At 47.4% G+C, this 21,069-nt stretch carries 19 protein-coding genes; 12 read left to right on the plus strand and 7 right to left on the minus strand.

The genetic code is table 11. The features are described from left to right. Positions 1-79 precede the first annotated feature (79 nt). From bioD to bioB, 4 genes are read right to left on the minus strand one after another with little or no spacing between them, the layout of a single operon-like run. Positions 80-760, minus strand: coding sequence for a dethiobiotin synthase (gene bioD, locus AB8599_RS08415; RefSeq protein ID WP_407330457.1), 681 nt, complete (start codon positions 758-760; stop codon positions 80-82). Next, a complete protein-coding gene (gene bioC / locus AB8599_RS08420; RefSeq protein ID WP_407330458.1) occupies positions 753-1,568 on the minus strand; it encodes a malonyl-ACP O-methyltransferase BioC in 816 nt (271 codons plus the stop codon). Before bioC ends, bioD begins: the two co-directional genes overlap by 8 nt. Next, positions 1,565-2,767 carry an 8-amino-7-oxononanoate synthase gene (bioF, locus tag AB8599_RS08425; protein WP_407330459.1) on the minus strand — a complete coding sequence of 401 codons (1,203 nt, stop codon included), beginning with the start codon at positions 2,765-2,767 and terminating at the stop codon, positions 1,565-1,567. Before bioF ends, bioC begins: the two co-directional genes overlap by 4 nt. 14 nt (positions 2,768-2,781) lie before the next feature. Continuing rightward, positions 2,782-3,834 carry a biotin synthase BioB gene (bioB, locus tag AB8599_RS08430; protein WP_407330460.1) on the minus strand — a complete coding sequence of 351 codons (1,053 nt, stop codon included), beginning with the start codon at positions 3,832-3,834 and terminating at the stop codon, positions 2,782-2,784. A gap of 126 nt (positions 3,835-3,960) precedes the next feature. On the opposite strand from bioB, the gene bioA reads away from it, so the two are divergent. The 8 genes from bioA (at position 3,961) to AB8599_RS08470 (ending at position 12,201) form a co-directional block, all read left to right on the plus strand. Beyond that, on the plus strand, positions 3,961-5,229 hold the full coding sequence (bioA, locus tag AB8599_RS08435) for an adenosylmethionine--8-amino-7-oxononanoate transaminase (protein ID WP_407330461.1): 1,269 nt from the start codon (positions 3,961-3,963) through the stop codon (positions 5,227-5,229). Between the two features lie 72 nt (positions 5,230-5,301). After that, complete coding sequence (locus tag AB8599_RS08440; RefSeq protein ID WP_407330462.1) at positions 5,302-5,862, plus strand: LON peptidase substrate-binding domain-containing protein; 561 nt, start codon at positions 5,302-5,304, stop codon at positions 5,860-5,862. A gap of 70 nt (positions 5,863-5,932) precedes the next feature. Next, complete coding sequence (locus AB8599_RS08445; RefSeq protein WP_407330463.1) at positions 5,933-6,565, plus strand: sigma-70 family RNA polymerase sigma factor; 633 nt, start codon at positions 5,933-5,935, stop codon at positions 6,563-6,565. Beyond that, the gene (locus AB8599_RS08450; RefSeq protein ID WP_407330464.1) at positions 6,558-7,250 is read left to right on the plus strand and encodes a ChrR family anti-sigma-E factor; all 693 of its coding nucleotides are present in this window, start codon (positions 6,558-6,560) and stop codon (positions 7,248-7,250) included. The genes AB8599_RS08445 and AB8599_RS08450 overlap by 8 nt, the downstream gene beginning before the upstream one ends. 332 nt (positions 7,251-7,582) lie before the next feature. After that, positions 7,583-8,821, plus strand: a complete 1,239-nt coding sequence (gene sstT, locus AB8599_RS08455; protein WP_407330465.1) for a serine/threonine transporter SstT — start codon at positions 7,583-7,585, stop codon at positions 8,819-8,821. 292 nt (positions 8,822-9,113) lie between these two features. After that, positions 9,114-9,662, plus strand: coding sequence for an ECF-type riboflavin transporter substrate-binding protein (locus AB8599_RS08460; RefSeq protein WP_407330466.1), 549 nt, complete (start codon positions 9,114-9,116; stop codon positions 9,660-9,662). A gap of 8 nt (positions 9,663-9,670) precedes the next feature. Further along, positions 9,671-11,365 carry an ABC transporter ATP-binding protein gene (locus AB8599_RS08465; protein ID WP_407330467.1) on the plus strand — a complete coding sequence of 565 codons (1,695 nt, stop codon included), beginning with the start codon at positions 9,671-9,673 and terminating at the stop codon, positions 11,363-11,365. Continuing rightward, entirely contained in the window at positions 11,362-12,201 is an 840-nt protein-coding gene (locus AB8599_RS08470; RefSeq protein ID WP_407330468.1) for an energy-coupling factor transporter transmembrane component T family protein, read from the plus strand. Before AB8599_RS08465 ends, AB8599_RS08470 begins: the two co-directional genes overlap by 4 nt. Before the next feature lie 159 nt (positions 12,202-12,360). On the opposite strand, the gene AB8599_RS08475 is transcribed toward AB8599_RS08470, so the two are convergent. Beyond that, entirely contained in the window at positions 12,361-13,575 is a 1,215-nt protein-coding gene (locus AB8599_RS08475) for an ROK family protein (RefSeq protein WP_407330469.1), read from the minus strand. A gap of 258 nt (positions 13,576-13,833) precedes the next feature. Here AB8599_RS08475 and queE point away from each other — a divergent pair, with 258 nt between their 5' ends. Continuing rightward, a complete protein-coding gene (gene queE, locus AB8599_RS08480) occupies positions 13,834-14,496 on the plus strand; it encodes a 7-carboxy-7-deazaguanine synthase QueE (RefSeq protein ID WP_407330470.1) in 663 nt (220 codons plus the stop codon). Positions 14,497-14,566: 70 nt separating this feature from the next. On the opposite strand, the gene queD is transcribed toward queE, so the two are convergent. Further along, a complete protein-coding gene (queD, locus tag AB8599_RS08485; protein WP_016959613.1) occupies positions 14,567-14,929 on the minus strand; it encodes a 6-carboxytetrahydropterin synthase QueD in 363 nt (120 codons plus the stop codon). A 224-nt stretch (positions 14,930-15,153) separates the two neighbouring features. Here queD and AB8599_RS08490 point away from each other — a divergent pair, with 224 nt between their 5' ends. The 3 genes from AB8599_RS08490 (at position 15,154) to AB8599_RS08500 (ending at position 20,089) form a co-directional block, all read left to right on the plus strand. Further along, the gene (locus AB8599_RS08490) at positions 15,154-16,773 is read left to right on the plus strand and encodes a methyl-accepting chemotaxis protein (RefSeq protein ID WP_407330471.1); all 1,620 of its coding nucleotides are present in this window, start codon (positions 15,154-15,156) and stop codon (positions 16,771-16,773) included. A gap of 345 nt (positions 16,774-17,118) precedes the next feature. Then, complete coding sequence (asnS, locus tag AB8599_RS08495) at positions 17,119-18,519, plus strand: asparagine--tRNA ligase (protein ID WP_407333199.1); 1,401 nt, start codon at positions 17,119-17,121, stop codon at positions 18,517-18,519. Positions 18,520-18,895: 376 nt separating this feature from the next. Then, positions 18,896-20,089, plus strand: a complete 1,194-nt coding sequence (locus AB8599_RS08500) for an amino acid aminotransferase (RefSeq protein WP_407330472.1) — start codon at positions 18,896-18,898, stop codon at positions 20,087-20,089. Positions 20,090-20,207: 118 nt separating this feature from the next. On the opposite strand, the gene folE is transcribed toward AB8599_RS08500, so the two are convergent. Then, positions 20,208-20,864 carry a GTP cyclohydrolase I FolE gene (gene folE, locus AB8599_RS08505; RefSeq protein WP_407330473.1) on the minus strand — a complete coding sequence of 219 codons (657 nt, stop codon included), beginning with the start codon at positions 20,862-20,864 and terminating at the stop codon, positions 20,208-20,210. Positions 20,865-21,069: the final 205 nt, after the last annotated feature.

Consider the following 21,069-nt stretch of genomic DNA (forward strand, 5'->3'; position numbering starts at 1 on the left):
GGCATATACGAACATTTAAAAAGCCAGCACAATGCTGGCTTTTTTCGGTTTGGCGTTTACAGATGACAGATTGTGGCGCTTACAACCCCAAAGGTGCAATGTCGATGTAGCCACTCAAATCACGAGATTTGATCGCTGGCATGTAAGGGATCTCGCCCAACTTCGGTACATTGAGATGATGCTCAAGCGTTTTAACAATATCCGCATAGTGCTCAGTGCCTGGGTTCACGCGATTAGCCACCCAACCTACGATCTCCAACCCATCGCGACGAACCGCTTCGGCCGTCAAGTATGCATGATTTAAACAGCCCAGCTTTATACCGACGACGAGGATAACCGGCAGCTTTTCCTGACTAACCCAATCGGCCAAGGTGCTGTCATAGCTCACAGGCACGCGCCAACCACCAGCACCTTCAACTAAGGTAAAATCCGCTTTGGCTTGAATATGTTTTAGGCCTTGGCTAAGCACGGCGAAATTCACACTCGTGTTTTCCAACTCAGCAGCGATATGAGGCGAACAAGCAGCATGAAGCAAGCACGGGTTAACTTCTGAGTAAGTCACATCAACCGTGGTGCACTCGCGCAGGCGAATGGCATCCGAATTCATAGGGCCTTGCTCTGTTTCTTTGCTACCTGCTGCAACAGGTTTGTAGCCTACCACGGTGTGGCCCGCTTTCGACACAGCTTGCATGATTGCCATCGAAGCAACCGTTTTGCCCACTTCTGTGTCTGTACCTGTCACGAAAAAGCTTTTAGTCATTATGTATCGCTCCGAAGCAAACTTGATATGTGGCGGGGACGAAACCATCTGACAACTGGAATTCACGATAGCGATTTTCCAATTGAACAAAAGCCCGTTTACCCACTAGCCCCGCTTCTCTCCCCTCTGATAGATGTGTTGCGCCAATACCTTTTAGATCTTTCATTAGCGCAAATGCAGAGGGGTATCTTTCTATTAACGTTTTGCATTCTATGCAGTGATTCACGCTGCCAGCTTGCGCGAGCGCAAGGTTTACCTGCTTTGGCGTGAGAAATGTGTTCACATGTTGACGTGAATCAACTTGACTCCACGCCTGTTTTAACTCGAACAATGAGCCGTCAAGCAAGGTTGAAAACAAGATTGTGCCACCTGGCTTTACTACGCGCTTCATTTCCCGCAATGGCACAGACAGATCTTTGCACCATTGCAGCGCCAAAGAGGTGAATACCACATCCACACTGTTGTCTGCGAGCGGCAGTGATTCGGCATCGCCTGACACATACTCCAAGGTATCACCGCAACGGACTCTTGCCTGTTCTAACATTTGTTCGGACAGATCCAGCGCGATAACTTGCGCGCCTTGCTTCGCGATTTGCTCACTGAAATATCCGGTCCCACAGCCTAGATCGATTACGGTCTTTTCTTGCCAATCCGGCAACTGTGACATCAATTCACGACCAACACGACGCTGAAACGCAGCACTTTGGTCATAGGTAGCAGCAGCGCGGCTGAATGCATCTTTTATTGCGTTTTTTTCCTCACACCGAGCGAGCGAGACGTCGAGATGTAACGATACAGCTTGGCTCATGCGCCCTCCTCAATACAGCGACGGAGTGAAGCGGCGAGATCGCTGACCTGCGCTTCTGATTGGTTAACTGATAGCGTAATGCGAAGACGGGCTGTATTTGCTGGCACGGTGGGCGGACGAATCGCTCCCGTCAAAAAGCCCTTCAGTTTCAGCCCCGAAGCGACGGTTTGCATCCGTTCAACCGAACCCAATACGACAGGTTTAATCGGTGTGACGGTATTGATCACTTCTGGATAATCAGCCAATGCTGAATGAAAACACGCTGACAACGCAGCAAGTTTATCCCTGCGCCATGACTGTGACTTCACCATAGAAAGGGTGTGATACAGGGCATAAGCCTGTGCAGGCGGCATTGCTGTGGAGTAAACATAGTGACGAGCAAACTGCGTAAGGTACTGATGAACAGACTTACTACACATGACCGCAGCCCCCATCATGCCAAACGCTTTACCAAAGGTGACAATCAAGATATCTGGCTTCACGTTAGCAATGTGTGCGCTTCCCTGCCCTTCCTCACCCAGCACACCAATGCCATGTGCATCGTCAACCATCAGCCATGCGTCGTTCGCTTCACAACGGGATTTGATATCAGCCAATGGCGACAGATCGCCGTCCATGCTGAAAACGCCTTCCGTTACCACAACACGCGCTGGTGCATTGGCATTCGAACGCAATAACGATTCCAGCTTTTCCATGCTGTTGTGGGTAAACCGCTGCATTTTCGCTTCTGACAACATGCCCGCCTCCATTAAGGATGCGTGGTTCAGTTTGTCTTGCAGCAATACATCGTTTTTCTCAAGCAACGAAAAGACCACGGCTTGATTGGCAGAGAAGCCGCTGTTGAAAAGAATTGCCTGATCAAACCCTAACCAGTCACAAAGCGCATGTTCAAGGTTTTGGTGAGCATGGGTAAACCCCGTCACCAAAGGCGAAGCAGTGCTTCCTGCGCCATATTTCGTCAACCCTTCCTGCCACGCCGCAATCACGCTAGGGTCTTGCGCCAACCCCAAGTAGTCATTGCCGGAAAAGTTGAGGTACGACAGATTGTCACCGTCAACGAGCTTTCCATCTTTATGATGGAAAGCATTGACCGTTCGCAAAAGATGTTGCTGTCGACGCGCATCGAGTTTTTGCTCAATACGACGTTGGAGCTGGCTAGATGGACGCTGACTTCTTTCAGGCCTTGATTCTACGGGCATGATTGAGACGCGCCTTAAACGTTAGCTTCGTAAAATAGATCGTCTTTACCCGGACGCGAAGCAACGCGCTCTGCCACTTGTGACAACAAGGTTTCTTCTTGAATTTCATCGGGTTTTTGAACGGCTTGCTCTCGGTTGATCCCCAGTTTCTTGAAAAGCTGCATATCGGCATCTTCGTCAGGATTTGGAGTCGTCAGCAATTTACAGCCATAAAAGATTGAATTTGCACCTGCCATAAAGCACAGCGTTTGCATCTGCTCATTCATGTTTTCACGACCCGCAGAGAGACGAACTGCCGATTGCGGCATGATGATACGAGCAACAGCGATAATGCGAACAAAATCAAACGGGTCTACATCTTCCACTTCTTCAAGCGGCGTACCCTTCACTTTAACCAGCATGTTAATCGGCACACTTTCTGGGTGGTGCGGTAAATTCGCTAACTCCACCAGCAAACCTGCACGGTCACGGGCATTTTCACCCAAACCAATGATGCCACCGGAACATACTTTCATGCCCGCATCACGCACATGGGAAAGAGTGTCTAAGCGATCTTGATAAGTACGCGTGGTAATCACGTTGCCATAGTATTCTGGCGAAGTATCAAGATTGTGGTTGTAATAATCTAACCCAGCACCCGCAAGTTCACCCGCTTGGTCTGGCGTCAACATGCCGAGCGTCATACAGGTTTCAAGTCCCATGCCCTTCACGCCTTGGATCATTTCTTTTAGATAAGGCATGTCACGGGCTTTGGGGTTTTTCCATGCCGCGCCCATGCAAAAACGTGTCGCGCCTGAATGCTTCGCTTTCTCGGCGGCTTCAAGAACACGTTCTACTTCCAATAAACGTTCTTTTTCAACGTCCGTACGATAATGCGCACTCTGCGGGCAGTATTTACAGTCTTCCGGACATGCGCCCGTTTTGATTGAAAGCAGCGTACTCACTTGTACATGGTTTGCCGTTTGGTACTGCCTGTGAACCTGCTGCGCTTCAAACATCAGATCCATAAAAGGTTTTTCAAAAAGGGCCTGCACTTCCTCGACAGTCCAGTTATGGCGTACTTCCACCTGTAATACCTCAAATTGATTAATCGAAAACTTGTTCAGTCTAAAGTCGACCTTTACAATGTCAACAGTGGTTAAAGCTCAAGGTTTACAAGTGAGCACTAATTGTACAACTGGATGTAACGATACATGGATATAATCTTTGACCGTGACCATATTTGGCACCCATACACCTCAACCCTAAACCCGCTAACTTGTTACCCCGTTTCCCGCGCGGAAGGCATGTACTTGTATTTAGATGACGGCACGCCACTTTTGGATGGCATGTCCTCATGGTGGGCTGCGATTCACGGCTACAACCATCCAGCACTCAATAAAGCAGTCACTGATCAACTGGGTAAAATGTCGCACGTGATGTTTGGCGGGATAACACATGATCCCGCGATCAATCTGTGCAAAAAATTGGTTGAAATGACCCCCGCACCACTCGAAAAAGTTTTCCTGTGCGATTCAGGCTCTATTTCAGTCGAAGTCGCACTCAAGATGGCGTTGCAATACTGGCACGCTAAAGGCCAACCAAAATCAACGTTTTTGACGCTACGCCATGGTTATCACGGTGACAGCTTCGCAGCCATGTCGGTGACTGATCCCGATAATTCGATGCATAAGCTTTATAAAGGCTTTCTTCCTGAACACATATTCGCCGACTCCCCTGAGTGCGGATTTTATGATGAGTGGAACGAAGCGGACATCAGCGATTTCAAACACAAGCTCGAGACCAATCTCGATTCCATTGCCGCGGTTATCTTAGAGCCTATCGTGCAAGGTGCTGGGGGAATGCGGATTTATCACCCCACTTACCTCAAGCGTGTGCGTGAATTGTGCGATGAGCACGACGTATTGTTGATCTGTGATGAAATCGCAACCGGCTTCGGGCGAACTGGAAAATTGTTTGCCGTCGAGCACGCCGGTATTTCGCCGGACATCATGTGTTTGGGCAAAGCGCTAACCGGGGGCTATATGACCATGGCGGCAACTATTGCCACTAAGCATGTCGCCGATACCGTGTGCAGCGGCGAAGCTGGGTGTTTTATGCATGGCCCAACATTTATGGGTAACCCTCTCGCTAGCGCTGCTGCCAACGCCAGTCTTCAACTGTTGATCGACACGCCGTGGCAGGAAAAGGTATTAGGAATAGAAAAGCACCTGTCACACATGCTCCCTGAACTCTGTGCGCTAGATTGTGTTAAAGATGTCCGTTGGTTAGGCGCGATCGGTGTGGTGGAAACGCACCAAAGTGTGAACGTCGAAACCATTCAAAAACACTTTGTTGAATCAGGGGTTTGGATTCGTCCGTTTGGCCGATTGGTGTACATCATGCCGCCATATGACATGAACGATGTTCAATTACGGCAACTTGTTGATGCGATTAAACATGCCCTAATGACACAAATGTAGATGAAGTCGGTGGCAGAGTGATCGGCAACGCTTATCACCCCGTAAATTTATCTATGATTTATGGAGGTACAAATGCAATTAGGTCTATTCCCACTGCCACTTTTTCTCTTGCCCGGAGGCGTCACTCAGTTACGCATATTCGAGCCGCGTTATGTCAGGCTTGTCAAAGAGTCGATGAAAGAAAATCGTGGCTTTGTGTTGGCGATGAAAGAAGGCGACGCCATTTGTACCTTCGGCACCCACGTCAATATCATTGATTTTGAAACCCTGCCCGATGGCTTGCTCGGTGTAACAATAAAAGGGACAGCGCGCGTCAAACTGTCCAACATTGTTCAGGAGAAAGACGGGCTGTGGCTTGGCGATGCAGAGCGACTGCCAGATTGGCGAAGCAGTGAAGAAGAGCCTGGCTTTCTGGGGGATGCATTGGCAGCACTTTTTGACGCCCATCCTGAACATGCCAACCAATATCGTGATGAACGTCACTTCGAAGATCTCAATTGGGTCTGTCAGCGCTGGCTAGAAGTTTTACCTCTAGCGAACAATCAAAGACAGTGGTTTATTGCCCAAAATGACCTCGAAGAAGCCAAGCAATTTATCGGTGTGCTTCTTAATGAAGAAATTTCGTCAGAATAGTGATCCATTCAATGACGCGAGTCGTTTCTTAAATAATGACTTTATTTGGCAATTTTAGGATTCAATCGTCATGGAATTGGTCGAAGACACTTATACTACGAAATCTTTAAAACGTCAGAGCAGTACAACAAGCATGTCAGCACTCTCTCCAGAAAATTTGGCTGAGCTACTTCACCGTGTCGCACACGACAGGGATCAAGCTGCATATGCAGTTTTATTCAAGCATTTTGCCCCAAAGGTTAAATCTTACGGCATGCGTCATTTAAGAGCCGATGGTCAAGCATTGGAACTGGTACAAGAAACAATGTTACTAGTTTGGCGTAAAGCTCACCTCTATAACGGTGATAAAGGTGCAGCGTCCACGTGGATTTTCACCATTATGCGTAATGTCAGTTTCGACATGTTGCGAAAAGTGAAAAGTAATCGCGAGGACTGCTTAAGTGGCGATATTTGGCCACTCATTGAAGGCGAATCTGGCGATCAAGAAGAGGATGCGCTTCACAATCAACTTCAAGCACAGCTCTTCTCATACATCGATCTCTTGCCTGACCTTCAAAAACAGGTCGTGCAAGGGGTATATATCAAACAATTGACGCACCAAGAGTTGGCCGATCAACTCAATGTGCCCCTAGGCACAATTAAGTCGCGTTTACGTTTAGGTTTACAAAAGCTGCGTACCCATTTGGAGGTGAATGATGATTAAGTATCATCCTGCAGACGATCTTCTATATGCTCACGCCGCTGGAAGTCTTCCTGCGTCCATGTCTATTGCCGTTGCTGCACACAGTGAAATGTGTGAGGCCTGCGCGAAAAAATTGGCCTTGTTTGAAAACCAAATTGCGGATGAAGCGTTTGGCCTTGCTGAGGCTTCTGAAACACCTTTAGATTCTGACAACTTGTTAACAGCGGCTGACAATGATGAATTTGCAGGCATGCTTACTGCAATAATGAATGATGAACAAATGCCAAGTACGCCTATCTCGCCGTCACCGAAATCTGACATTGATGTCGCTGGCGAGCGATATACCCTGCCAACAGCGCTACGCCGCTATCACCATCTTGGCTGGAGCAGCGTAGGAGCGTTAAGTCGTGCTCGTTTACCCTTGAATGAAGGTGACACACGGGCAAGTTTGCTTCACATCGGGATGAATGGTGGTGTGCCAAGTCACACGCACAAAGGCACTGAAGTCACCTTGTTGCTGAGTGGACACTTTGAAGACGAACATGATAGCTACGTTCCTGGTGACTTCATTATTCTAGACAGTAGTGATCACCACACCCCGCAAACCCATGATGGCTGTTTGTGTTACACAGTTGCTGATGCACCTCTTCACTTTACGAAAGGCGTCAGCCAGCTGCTGAACGCAGTAGGACACGTAATTTACTGATATATAAACAAAATGACATTGGGTTTGCGAACCTTGTCAACCATAATCAAGCCCAATACAAGGCGCCTCAATTGAGGCGCTTTTCTTTTGCATTTCACAATATATATACACTTTTTATACGATATTTTACATTGTTGATTATATTTTGTGCGCTATAAAATCAGGCAACTTAGATCTATGTGTATATTATGTGTTAATTATCACTTTACAGACCACTCATTCAGCTGATTTAATCCAACCGCTAACTAAGCGTTAACAGCTTTTACTCAATACGCCATCGCTAATTCAGCTTTGGGGCAGTTTGGGTTATACACACAGTGAAGTGAGATGAAATGAAACAAACAAAATCCCCACTGACAAGAGTCACCAACTCAAGTCTGGTCGTTCAGATCTTGATAGGTATTATCACAGGTGTTGCTCTAGCAAGCTTTTCGCCAGACAGTGCCAAGGCCGTTGGTTTTCTTGGTAGTCTTTTCGTCAGCGCACTGAAAGCTGTCGCTCCTATTTTGGTTTTTGTATTGGTTGCCGCATCAATTGCCAACCAGCGCAAAGGCCAGCACACGCATCTGCGTCCTATTGTTACCCTGTACCTCATTGGTACTTTTGTCGCCTCAATTACCGCGGTGACCATGAGTTTCTTGTTCCCAACGGTGCTAACGCTAACATCATCAGATGCCGCCATTGCACCACCTGAAGGTATTGCTCAAGTCATTACCACTCTGCTATTCAATGTGGTCGATAACCCTATCAATGCATTGATGACCGGTAACTTTATCGGCATCCTAGCTTGGGCTATCGGCTTGGGTATCGCTTTGCATCATGCCTCAGACACAACCAAAACCGTGTTTGGTGACGTGGCCGAAAGCGTGTCTTCTATCGTGCGTTTCATCATTAAACTGGCCCCTATCGGTATTTTTGGCTTGGTTGCCAATACCTTCGCAGAAACGGGTTTCGAAGCACTGATTGGCTATGCGCATCTGCTAGGCGTACTGTTGGGTAGCATGGCATTTATCGCCTTAGTGGTTAATCCGATCATTGTTTACGTAAAAACACGCACCAACCCTTACCCATTGGTGTTCCAATGCCTACGTGAAAGCGGTGTAACAGCATTCTTTACCCGCAGCTCAGCGGCAAATATTCCAGTCAACATGCAACTGTGTAACAAGCTAAAACTGGATGAAGACACATACTCTGTTTCTATCCCGCTGGGTGCGACGATCAACATGGGTGGTGCGGCGATTACGATTACCGTATTGACGCTGGCAGCCGTTCATACCTTAGGTATTCAAGTTGATCTGGCGACGGCGATTCTATTGAGCGTTGTTGCAGCTGTGTCGGCATGCGGGGCCTCTGGTGTTGCGGGCGGTTCACTACTTCTGATCCCACTGGCGTGTAACCTTTTCGGCATTCCAAACGACATTGCAATGCAAGTTGTCGCGGTTGGTTTCATCATCGGTGTGGTACAAGACTCCGCTGAAACGGCATTGAACAGCTCAACCGATGTGGTGTTCACCGCGGCGGCATGTCGCGCTGCTGAACGCGAAGCGATGCAAGAAAAAATCGCCAAATAAGTTATTCGTATGCTCAAGGACAAAGGCGCTTCGGCGCCTTTTTCGTTTTCTCGTTTCCTTCTATTTTCAAAAACCATCTTGAACATTCCCGCAATCCCATTTTTGATCGCACAAGCATTAACCGATCTGTCTATCATGGTTTACACAGCGTTGTAGACGTCTAGACTGATAGCTTTCTTTTAGTGAACGTTATCCTATATAATCCCGCCTCATTTTTGTGAACCTTCTCTACAAAAGCATTTAAATGTGTGCCGGGCTATCAATGTAGACATTCCGACACCAAGGGTTATCTATGAACTTTTCAGCGAAAACTGTCGTCATCATTGCGATTGGTGCGGCACTTTATGGTATTGGGGGCTTGCCCATGTTTGGTATTCCCGTGTTTGCCAATACAACGCTAAAACCAGCAATGGCTATACTCGCGCTCTTTTCTGTCCTTTTCGGCCCTGTCGTTGGTTTTTTCGTGGGCTTCATTGGCCACTGGGTCACTGACTTATTTGCGGGTTGGGGGGTGTGGCTAACGTGGGTGTTAGGCTCAGGGATAGTCGGTATGATGATCGGCTTTTTCCCAATTCTGACCAAAAAACGCCTAAAGTACGGACGATTTCCGACTTTTGATATCGTCCTATTCTCACTGCTCGCCTTGCTGGGCAATGTTGTGGGCTATGGCTGTTCCGCGTTTCTCGATACGGTATTGTACGCCGAACCTTTTACCAAGGTTTTCATTCAGCTATGCATTATCGCCGCAGGCAACGCCCTGCTGGTGACTGTTGTTGGTTATTTCATTCTGCAGTCCGTTGCCAAACGCAACAGCCAGTACCGTAATCTGACCGAGGCCTGATCCGCACCATGACCATTGAATTCAAAAACGTTAGCTTTCGTTATGATGCGCTGGTAAACCCGACGCTGAAAGGCATCAATCTCCGCATCGAAAAAGGCGAGAAAGTACTGATTATCGGGCCAAGTGGCAGCGGAAAATCTACGCTAGGCCAGTGTATTAATGGCTTGATCCCTCATGCTATTGAAGGCGAAATTTCAGGTTCGCTGAGCCTCAATGGCACTGAAATTCGCGACATGAAACTCACGCAATACAACGAGTTGGTTGGCACGGTATTGCAAGACACCGACAGCCAATTTGTCGGCTTAACCGTGGGTGAAGATATTGCTTTCGCGTTAGAAAACCAATGCGTATCCGTAGCTGACATGTACCCAGTGGTTAAGGCAACCGCCAAAATGGTGGATTTAGATGCCCTACTAAATCATGCGCCTCACGATCTCTCTGGGGGTCAAAAACAGCGTGTGTCTTTGGCGGGTATATTGGTTGATGACGTCGATGTGCTTCTGTTTGATGAACCGCTAGCGGCGCTGGACCCAAAAACGGGCAAACGTACCATTGAAATCATCGATCAATTGCACCGTGATACCGGTAAAACAATCATCATCATCGAGCATCGACTCGAAGATGTGCTGACCCATGCGGTTGACCGCGTGATCTTGATGGATAACGGGACTATCGTTGCCGATACCACGCCTAATGCGCTGATGATGTCTGGATTACTTGAACAACATGGCATTCGCCAACCTCTGTATTTCTCTGCGCTTAAACACGCAGGGTGCACATTGAGCGAAACAGACAGTCCTGCTTATCTCTCTACGCTGCCTGTTGAAAAATTCGCCTCTCAATTGCAGCTATGGGCTGGCGATTATGTGCCATCTACACCAGCTTCCGAAACCACACCGCTGTTGAGTATCGAAGGATTGACCTATTCGTACGATGGCGAGAAGAACGCGCTTGAAGATGTCACGTTTTCCGTTAATCGCGGCGAGATCGTCTCTGTTCTCGGTAAAAACGGATCGGGCAAGTCGACAATTACCAAGCTAGTGATGGGCGTACTCGAACCAGATGCTGGCATGATTCGTTTTGACGGTGAAGATTTCAGTGATCTGTCCATTTTTGAGCGCAGCAAGAAAGTCGGCGTGGTCATGCAAAACCCAAATCATATGATTTCTCACCATATGATCATGGAAGAAGTGACCTTTGGCCTCAGAAACCTCGGCCTTAGTGAAGCGGAAATCGAGAAACGTGCACTAGATGTTCTCGAACTTTGTGGCTTGAGCAAATACCGTCACTGGCCCGTTGATGCATTGAGCTATGGTCAGAAAAAACGCGTCACCATCGCTTCGATTTTGGTAATGGAACCGGAACTGCTGATCTTAGATGAGCCGACAGCAGGTCAAGATTACCGTAACTACAGCACCATGCTGTCTTTCATACAGCGCTTGAACAAAGAACGCGGCATCACCGTAATGATCATCTCTCACGATATGCATTTGGTGCTTGAATACACCTCTCGTTCTATCGTAATTGCTGACAGCAAGTTAATTGCTGACGCGCCAATGACATCGGTATTCAGCCAACCGCAGTTACTGGACCAGGCCAACCTCGCCACCACCAGCCTTTACCAACTTGCAGACCGCGTCGGTATTCGCGACATTGACGGATTTATGCAGCAATTTATTCAAACAGAGAGCAACGCCAAATGAAAGCCTCGAAGATGAAGTTTGGTATCAACTATATCGATACGAAATCCCCCCTTCACGCGCTGAATGGCATCACCAAGTTTGCTTTGTTCATGGCGTGGGTGACAGTTGTTCTCACCACTTTTGACCTGCGTATCATTGTTGGCATGGTGGCAATCGGATTGGCATTGCTGAAGATGACAGACGTGGCTTTCCGTGTCTATAAACCGCTGTTATTGGGCACCTTGAGTGTTCTAAGCATGAACGCAGTATTCATGTTTCTGGTCGCCCCACAGCAGGGGGCTGAGTGGATAGGCACAACGACTGAACTATTGAAGTTACCGGGTAACTATTCGCTAACACAAGAAACCCTCTTTTACTTGGTCACAGTGACACTGAAATATTTCAGCATGTTCCCTATCGCACTGGTGTTTGTGTTTACGACTCACCCAACAGAGTTTGCATCTAGCCTTAACCGCATTGGCGTGCCGTACAAAATTGCCTATGCCGTTAGCCTGACACTACGCTACCTGCCTGAAGTGAAAAATGACTTCGTGAATATCATGCATGCCCAACAAGCACGTGGTGTGGATTTTTCAAAGAATGCACCACTCATGGCGCGCTTTAAAGGTGTGGCGAAAATTTTGATCCCGCTTATTTTTTCTAGCCTTGACCGTGCTGATGAAATTTCCAACGCGATGACATTGCGTGGTTTTGGTCGCAACAAATCGCGCACTTGGTACAACTATCGCCCATTGACGAACAAAGACTGGCTCGCTCTGGCTGTGATTGCTGTGGTGGTGGGGCTGGCGATATACAAACGCTCCGTTGAAACAGCCACCATCTGGTATCCGTTCTAACGCTGGATTTAACACGCACGGTATTTGATACAAAACGTGTCGATACAAAAGTGATTAATACTAAAAAGGAGCGTCCACACGCTCCTTTTCTGCTTATAGTTCTGTTTATAGTTCTACTTATGGTTCTGTATTTATAGTCTATTTTCGCACATCTCAGCTTTAGCCTTCCAACACCTTCATCAGTAAGTAGCCGTCATACATGGCTCGCTTCACCAACGCAGCCCCTGGCATCGTTGCTTGCGTATAGAAATAACTCTCTTCTAGCATGAGATTTTCACAGTAATGTGGAAGTGACTGATTGAGTATTCTTTCCATGATGGCAGGATAGAGCACAGATTTTGCTCGATTGAATTCACCACCAATCAACACTCGCTGCGGATTAAACAGGTTCACCACAATCGCAATGGCTTGCCCAAGGTTATGACCCAAATCAGTGATCACGTTGACCGCCACACCATCGCCTGCCACCGCTGCATCGCAAATGCTATCAATGGTGAGAGGTTTATCTTGAAGAACACTCGGATGGCCCTGATCAAGCATTAATTGCGTGTCTTCCAACACGGCGTGTAAGCTTGCCACCGTTTCCAAGCACCCGTTATTGCCACAAAAACAGCGCTTACCAAACGGCTTGATTTGAATGTGGCCCAACTCGCCAATATTGCCTACCTGCCCTTCTAAAACGGTTCCGTCAATCATAATGCCCGCACCGACACCATGATGAATCGAAATAAGCACGGCATTGTCGACATCGCGAGCGTTGCCAAACAATTTCTCAGCCAATGCCCATGACCGTGTGTCATTGCCGATAAACACAGGCAAACCCGTAGCTCTGTGAATCGCTGCCCCCAATGGCATGTTGTGAACATCATAATGGGGCATTTGAATAACGATGCCTTGGGTGCTATTTACAAGACCCGGCAAAGTAACCGCAATCGAGGTGACACGATCGACAACGTTGGAATGTTTTGAGAAGAATTGATTAATGTGCTGCTGAATAAGCTCAATCAGCAAATCCTGATCAAGCACATGAATGTCATGGCGCTCTTCAACCAGAATCTCGCCGCCCAATTCGTGCAGGGCCAATGTCAGGTAGCCACGCCCAAGGCGTATGGAAAGAAATTGCCATCCTTCATTATCAAGCACCAATCCAATCGCGGGACGCCCGCGACTTGCTTGCTCGCCATACTCGGCTTCTTTGACTAAGTGAGCATCAATTAACTCACGCGTAATTTTCGTGATACTTGCAGGTGCTAACTGACTGCGTTTAGATAGCTCAATTCGGGAGATAGGCCCAAGTTGGTCGATCAGCTTATATACCGCTCCAGCATTGTTACGCTTAATGTGATCTATGTGTCCTGGCTGGGCGAGAATCATCCCAATTTCCCTTTAAAATTCATTAACAGTGAATTTTTTTACTTTGCGAAGTAATTGTGAAGCGCCATGGTTGGATGTCGTGATACACGTCACGACCTATTTGATTTATCGCAATGACAATTGCATCAGACGCCAAAAATCAAAGAGTTAAAGGTATTTCATTCTGTAACCTATGTTTCTGTCTATTTCTCCCCAAGACAGCTGGAAGCGAAACTGCCATAATCTCGCCCCTCACAAAACTCTGACTGTAAAAGCCGTATGTACAACGTCAACGAAATATTCGAAACCATTCAAGGAGAAGGCACGTTCACAGGCGTACCTTCGGTCTTTGTTCGCCTTCAAGGTTGCCCTGTGGGTTGCCCTTGGTGCGATACACGCCAAACATGGGATACCCTCCCAAACGATGAACGAGATTTCGGTGCTGTCATTGCTAAAACAGGCGACAGTCCAACATGGGCATCAGCCTCTTCCGAGGAAATCCTTGCGCATCTGACGAAGAATTATACGGCAAAGCACGTTGTGATTACTGGCGGTGAGCCTTGCATATTTGATCTATTTCCCCTAACAACGCGACTTGAATCAGCGGGTTACCGCTGTCAAATCGAGACCAGCGGGACATATGCGGTTAACGCGAGCTCAGACACTTGGGTAACAGTGTCGCCGAAAATTAACATGCGCGGTAAACTGCCCGTGTTAACTGAAGCACTGGAACGCGCCAATGAAATCAAGCATCCCGTAGGAACAGAATCAGACATCGAAAAGCTCGATGCACTGCTGACAGGGATTGATTTGGCAGGAAAAGAAGTCGCACTGCAACCAATCAGCCAAAAGCCAAGAGCAACAGCACTTTGCATTGAAACCTGTATTCGCCGCAACTGGCGCTTGTCTATTCAGACACACAAGTATCTCGATATTGCCTAGCTGACGACTAACCTGCTAAATCAAAACATAAAAAAAGGGCCATCAGGCCCTTTTTTCACGCAATGAAAAATTACTCACCCGTATAAATACAACCTGCTGTACAGGTCTCTTTGATCATCACTTTGCTCAAACAAGGCAATGACGGTTTAAGCTGATCCCAAATCCATTTCGCCAGCACTTCACTAGTAGGGTTTTCTAACCCTTCGATGTCATTCAAGTAATAGTGATCCAGACGGTCGTAAATAGGCTTAAAGGCTTCCTTAATTTCAGAAAAATCAATCACCCAGCCCGTATACGGATCCACTTCACCTGCAACATAGAGACGCACGAGGAAAGAGTGGCCATGCAAACGACCACATTTGTGACCTTCCGGCACGTGAGGTAGGTGGTGGGCGGCTTCAAACATGAATTCTTTAAACAGCTCGGTGTGCATTATGTGCGTTCCTGTGATCGAGAGTTGTATCTTGCGCGGCGATGCTACTCAATATTTGCGCCAAGCTCAAATTGAATCATCGTCAATTCGTTTCATGATGTTTGCGAGAAACAACAAAACAATTGTGTCGCAACAATCACACAATAACATTAAGGAAAAGACCTATTCACAATCCTGAAGCTAAACTATTGATAACTTTAACCACACGGATGTAATTCTTAACAATGCGCCTACCAATTGCTGCCAAATTGCTCATCGTCCTGCTGGTCATTTTTTCGGTTGTACTGGCTGTTTCTCTGGCTTATCAAAATCACCACCAAAAAGCGCTGGTGACTGAGATTGTGGGTGAACAAACACTCGATAAAGCCAGTAACTACTTTGACAGCTTAAACATGATGATGTTGACAGGGACGATTCATCAAAAAGATGCCCTCAAGCAGAAAGTGTTGGCACAAAACGGTATTGAAGACGCACGCGTGATTCGGGCAGAAGGCATCACCGCCATTTTTGGCCCAGGAAACCCCGATCAAGCAATTGAAGATCTGTTCGACCAACGCGCCATCAAGGGTGAAACCATTATAGAGACCGTTGAGCGTGACTATGGCACTGGCATTGTGGTCGCCCTTCCCATGAAAGCCAGCACCAGTTATCGCGGCACTAACTGTACTCAGTGTCACATTGTTCCAGAGGGGACGGTATTAGGTGTCGTTCGGCTTGAATATAACCTTTCCGATTTATATCAAACTATCAATAAAGACATGCTATTTACTGCTGTCATTATGTCGATCATCACCTTGGTAGGCTTTGCCCTGACATTTAGTTTTATCCGTATCAGCCTAGTCTCGCCACTCAAACGCATTTCCTTCTTCATGCGACAATGTAGTGATGAGAAAAACCTAAGCCAACGACTTGCCATTTCCCGTCATGATGAAATAGGCCAACTCGCTGCAAGTTGCGATAACTTGCTCGATAGCTTCTCGGACAGTCTCAACCAAGTGAAAAATACGGCATCAACATTGCTAAACGAAGCCACGGTGTTAACCAAGGTGTCGAGTGAAACGAACATCCTCGTTGCAAACCAACGCCAAGAAACCCAAGAGATGTCGATGGCCATTGATGAAGTGCAACGGCACCAACATATTGTCGAAGAGAAAACCACGGAGGCATCTGAACTGAGCCAAGGTCTAGCACAGAGCGCCCAGCAAGGAACTGGGATTGCCAATGTTGCCGCCGAACAAATCCAACAGCTAGTGCGTGAAATTGAACAAGTCCGACAACAGATCCTTTCCGTCAATCAACAGAGTAAGGACGTAAACAGTATTCTTGAAGTGATCCGAGCGATAGCAGAACAAACCAACCTGCTGGCATTAAACGCTGCCATAGAAGCCGCCCGAGCTGGTGAGCAAGGACGAGGGTTCGCAGTGGTCGCAGATGAAGTTCGAAGCCTTGCTAGTCGCACACATGATGCAACGGGCGATATTCAGCAGATTATTGAGCAACTGACTACGGATGCTGAGCGCTCTGCCACTGCCATTGAAAGCACTTGTGAAACAACCACTGAGCGTGCAGATACTGTTTTACAATTGTCGCAATCACTGGCGCAAATCGCAGACGAGATCCTTATCGTGAACAACAATGCCAAAGAAATCAGTGTCGATACGGTTCATCAAGCCGAGATGGCAGACGCGCTACGCGTGCAAGTAGTGACGATTCAAACTCATGCGGAAGAGACGTCCGTCAATGCCAACCAAACCCAGAGTATCAGCAGCAACTTACGACAACTCGCGGGAGAGCTTGAACATTTGATCGACCAGTTCCAACTTGAGGGCGGTCGCAAATATTAACAGGACACCGCTTACTGGTTCGCTCACAGTAAGCAAATCATCTGAATTTAAAGGGGCCGCGCACTTGAGATACAGCGAGCATATTCTCGAAAATGCTTAGTATCGGGCGTGGCGCTCCTCTTAATTAATTCAGCTCCCCTCATTTCGTACATTTCTTCGACACAAATCGTCAATAGAAACCTGTTTTTGCGTCTATTTTCCTTAAATCAATATTGATGAGACGCGATGAAGCCTACATCTTGAGGTCACTCGGGTATAGATGTAAACTTGCCGGCTAAAGTTCGAATTATCCTAGCCTGATGACCCGATTCCTCAGGCATTATTCAACGGAGTTAGATGCAAATTATGAACTATATGCCTGTAGCAGACGTCCTGCGCGGCAAAACGGCAGTAGACACAGAAGTCACTGTCCGTGGTTGGATCCGCACCCGTCGTGATTCAAAAGCCGGTATCTCTTTCCTCGCCATTTATGACGGCTCTTGTTTTGATCCAATTCAGGCAGTTGTTTCTAATGAGCTGAATAATTACAAAGAAGATGTACTGCGTCTTACCACAGGCTGCTCTGTCGAAGTTACTGGTAAAGTTGTTGAAAGCCCAGGACAAGGCCAAGCGTTTGAACTGCAAGCAACTGACGTCAAAGTGGTTGGTTGGGTTGAAGATGCAGAAACTTATCCAATGGCGAAAACTCGTCACTCTATTGAGTACTTGCGTGAAGTGGCTCACCTGCGTCCGCGTACGAACGTGATCGGTTCTGTTTCACGTGTACGTAACTGTCTGGCTCAAGCTATTCACCGCTTTTACCACGAGCAAGGTTACTTCTGGGTTTCAGCACCACTCATCACTGCGTCTGATGCAGAAGGTGCAGGTGAAATGTTCCGCGTGTCTACGCTGGACCTGGAAAACCTGCCACGCACAGACGAAGGCAAGGTTGATTTCAACGAAGATTTCTTCGGCAAAGAAACCTTCCTAACCGTTTCTGGTCAGTTGAATGCTGAAGCGTATGCTTGTGCCCTGAGCAAGGTTTACACCTTCGGCCCAACATTCCGCGCAGAAAACTCAAACACCAGCCGCCACCTAGCGGAGTTCTGGATGGTTGAGCCTGAAGTGGCTTTCGCTGATCTGGATGACGTGGCTAAACTGGCTGAAGACATGCTGAAGTATGTGTTCAAAGCTGTACTTGAAGAGCGTCGTGATGACCTTGAGTTCTTTGCTCAACGCATCGACAAGGAAGCAATCACTCGTCTTGAGAAGTTTGTCGATTCTGATTTCGCTCAGGTTGATTACACCGATGCAATCGAGATCTTGCTTCAATCAGGCCAAACGTTCGAAAACCCAGTTGAATGGGGCATCGACCTTGCTTCTGAGCACGAGCGTTTCCTTGCTGAGAAGCACTTCCAAGCACCTGTTATCGTGAAGAACTACCCGAAAGACATCAAAGCGTTCTACATGCGCTTGAATGATGACGGTAAGACGGTGGCTGCAATGGACGTTCTTGCACCTGGCATTGGTGAAATCATTGGCGGTGCACAGCGTGAAGAGCGTTTAGACGTTCTTGACGCACGTATGCGTGCAATGAACATCGACCCTGAGCACATGAGCTGGTATCGCGATCTGCGCCGCTACGGCACCGTACCACACGCTGGTTTCGGTCTAGGCTTTGAGCGTTTGGTGTCTTACGTGACAGGCATGGGTAACGTCCGTGACGTGATTCCATTCCCACGCACACCACGTAGCGCAAACTTCTAATTTCACCTCAAGGTGCAATTTGAACAAAATAGAAAAGGTCGCTTTGGCGGCCTTTTTTCTTGTCTATTTTCATCATGATGCGCAATGCTTTGCACTAACTTGAAAATCTGTTTCACCCAATTTCACAGTTAACACGGCGATCATTCCATTTTCTTTTCATACCCCGTCACCGCCGCAACCTTTGTCTGTTCCATATTCCCTGCTTGTGATCTTCCCTTTCCTCTTCAAAATAAAGTCAATGAAATAGGGCGTTAGCCGCAACGAAGGGACTTAACGGAAATTAAGTCAAGAAAATCACCAAATTTCCGTTTTATTACCACTATTCAAAATGGTATAAACAAGACAGTTTCCTTTAACAACGCCATGGATGAAGAAGATGTTTGAAAAAATTGCCGCAGCTCCCGCCGACCCTATTCTAGGACTTACTGAAGAATTCAAAGCAGATACTCGCGCCGAGAAAATTAACTTGGGCGTAGGCATTTACAAGAATGAAGCTGGCAACACGCCTGTTCTAGCAACCGTAAAGAAAGCCGAAGCGTTTCTACTTGAAAACGAAACCACCAAGTCTTACCTAAGCATTCCAGGTACGCCAGAATACGGTCTTGCTGTTCAAAAACTGCTGTTCGGCAACGATGCAACCATTATTGCAGACAAACGTGCTCAAACGGCTCAAGCGCCGGGTGGCACGGGTGCACTTCGTGTGGCTGCTGAATTTATCAAACGTCAACTTGGTGATGTCAAAGTATGGGTAAGCAACCCAACGTGGGCGAACCACAATGGCGTATTTGCGGCCGCTGGCTTGGAAGTGGCGTCATATGGCTACTACAACGCTGAAACCAAAGACATGGATTTTGCTGCCATGCTGGCCGATCTAAAAACAGCCAATGCTGGCGATATTGTTCTTCTGCACGGCTGCTGTCACAACCCAACGGGTATTGACCCAGATGCAGCACAATGGCAACAATTGGCAGCGCTTTGTAATGAGAAAAACCTTCTGCCAATGTTCGACTTTGCTTACCAAGGTTTCGCATCAGGCGTTGAAGAAGATGCTGCGGGCCTTCGCATTTTTGCTGACTCGTGTACTGAGTTGCTTGTTGCAAGTTCGTTCTCGAAGAACTTTGGCTTGTACAACGAACGTGTGGGCGCATTCACCATCGTTGGTAAAACTGCCGCCGAAACAGCAACTGCATTCAGCCAAGTGAAAAGCATTGCGCGCGTGATCTACTCTAACCCGCCAGCACATGGTGCCGCTGTTGTAACAGCAATTTTGAATGACGCAGCCTTGCGTGCTGAATGGGAACAAGAAGTGGCCGATATGCGTGTTCGTATTCAAGCAATGCGTGAGCTGTTTGTGACCACGCTGAAAGAAGAAGGCGTTGACCGTGACTTTAGCTTTATCGAACGTCAGAACGGCATGTTCTCGTTCTCCGGTCTCACCAAAGACCAGGTTGCTCGCTTGAAAGAAGAATTTGCGGTATACATCGTAGGTTCTGGCCGTATCAGCGTTGCTGGTATGACGCGCTCAAACATGGGCCCGCTGTGTAAAGCTATCGCTGCTGTGTTGAAGTAATCAACCACCTTTCGGCTAGTAATTTACAGCCAAAAAAAAAGCGCCTTTCGGCGCTTTTTTTGTAATTTTCGCTTTAACATCAGGCGTTAAACTCGCGCCCAGTGTCAATCAGGCCGGCTTACTGAATGCCGTGTAAGAACTCAGCGCGAGTGGCTGCATTCTGCTTGAAAATTCCGCCTAACGCCGTTGTCGTTGTCACGCTAGTCGCATCCATCACTCCGCGAGCTTTCACGCAGTAGTGAGTGGCATTCATATGCACGGCAACATTGTCTGTTTCCAGCAAGGTTTGCAACGCCACAAGAATCTGGCGGGTCAAACGCTCTTGAACTTGAGGACGCTGTGCAAAGAAGCGAACAATGCGGTTAATTTTTGAAAGCCCGATAATTTTACTCTTTGGCAAATAAGCCACAGTACACTTACCGTCAATCGTAACAAGATGATGCTCACAGGTACTCGTGAGTGTAATGTCTTTGACTCTGACCATTTCATCACAGCCCATCTTATTTTCAATCACTGTGATTTTTGGAAAGTTCGCGTAATCCAAGCCTGAAAACACCTCATCAACGTACATTTTTGCAATGCGCGCTGGTGTTTCTGTCAGACTGTCATCTTCGAGATCGAGATCGATAACAGACAAGATTTCACGCATGTGATATTCAATACGCTCTTTTTTCTCTTCCGCGGTCATCGAAGTGCCCGACTGCATTGGTGTCTCAATGCCGCGTGCTATAAGCGCTTCGCGGACGCGTTTGGCTGAATCGCTTAATGCTGTCATAGAAAATCCTTGGGTCGTTGCAATGTTGTTATCTTAGTTATTACCCGTCTTTTAAAGACAAGGATCATTTTGTCTCAGATTTTTGAAGCATAGCGTTTATAGTAAAACAATTACACCTCGAAATGCGTGTGGGCATTAGTTTCAATACTCAAAGTTTGCGATAATGCCCACCTTCATCTACGTATTGAGCATGTTTCGCTCAAAA

The organism is Enterovibrio litoreus (assembly GCF_045679545.1).
Taxonomy (GTDB): domain Bacteria; phylum Pseudomonadota; class Gammaproteobacteria; order Enterobacterales; family Vibrionaceae; genus Enterovibrio.

Coding starts and splice junctions, on each gene's coding strand:
- bioD (WP_407330457.1), bottom strand. CDS start 760: ATGACTAAAAGCTTTTTCGTGACAGGTACAGACACAGAAGTGGGCAAA.
- bioC (WP_407330458.1), bottom strand. CDS start 1,568: ATGAGCCAAGCTGTATCGTTACATCTCGACGTCTCGCTCGCTCGGTGT.
- bioF (WP_407330459.1), bottom strand. CDS start 2,767: ATGCCCGTAGAATCAAGGCCTGAAAGAAGTCAGCGTCCATCTAGCCAG.
- bioA (WP_407330461.1), top strand. CDS start 3,961: ATGGATATAATCTTTGACCGTGACCATATTTGGCACCCATACACCTCA.
- AB8599_RS08440 (WP_407330462.1), top strand. CDS start 5,302: ATGCAATTAGGTCTATTCCCACTGCCACTTTTTCTCTTGCCCGGAGGC.
- AB8599_RS08445 (WP_407330463.1), top strand. CDS start 5,933: ATGGAATTGGTCGAAGACACTTATACTACGAAATCTTTAAAACGTCAG.
- AB8599_RS08450 (WP_407330464.1), top strand. CDS start 6,558: ATGATTAAGTATCATCCTGCAGACGATCTTCTATATGCTCACGCCGCT.
- sstT (WP_407330465.1), top strand. CDS start 7,583: ATGAAACAAACAAAATCCCCACTGACAAGAGTCACCAACTCAAGTCTG.
- AB8599_RS08460 (WP_407330466.1), top strand. CDS start 9,114: ATGAACTTTTCAGCGAAAACTGTCGTCATCATTGCGATTGGTGCGGCA.
- AB8599_RS08465 (WP_407330467.1), top strand. CDS start 9,671: ATGACCATTGAATTCAAAAACGTTAGCTTTCGTTATGATGCGCTGGTA.
- AB8599_RS08470 (WP_407330468.1), top strand. CDS start 11,362: ATGAAAGCCTCGAAGATGAAGTTTGGTATCAACTATATCGATACGAAA.
- AB8599_RS08475 (WP_407330469.1), bottom strand. CDS start 13,575: ATGATTCTCGCCCAGCCAGGACACATAGATCACATTAAGCGTAACAAT.
- queE (WP_407330470.1), top strand. CDS start 13,834: ATGTACAACGTCAACGAAATATTCGAAACCATTCAAGGAGAAGGCACG.
- queD (WP_016959613.1), bottom strand. CDS start 14,929: ATGCACACCGAGCTGTTTAAAGAATTCATGTTTGAAGCCGCCCACCAC.
- AB8599_RS08490 (WP_407330471.1), top strand. CDS start 15,154: ATGCGCCTACCAATTGCTGCCAAATTGCTCATCGTCCTGCTGGTCATT.
- asnS (WP_407333199.1), top strand. CDS start 17,119: ATGAACTATATGCCTGTAGCAGACGTCCTGCGCGGCAAAACGGCAGTA.
- AB8599_RS08500 (WP_407330472.1), top strand. CDS start 18,896: ATGTTTGAAAAAATTGCCGCAGCTCCCGCCGACCCTATTCTAGGACTT.
- folE (WP_407330473.1), bottom strand. CDS start 20,864: ATGACAGCATTAAGCGATTCAGCCAAACGCGTCCGCGAAGCGCTTATA.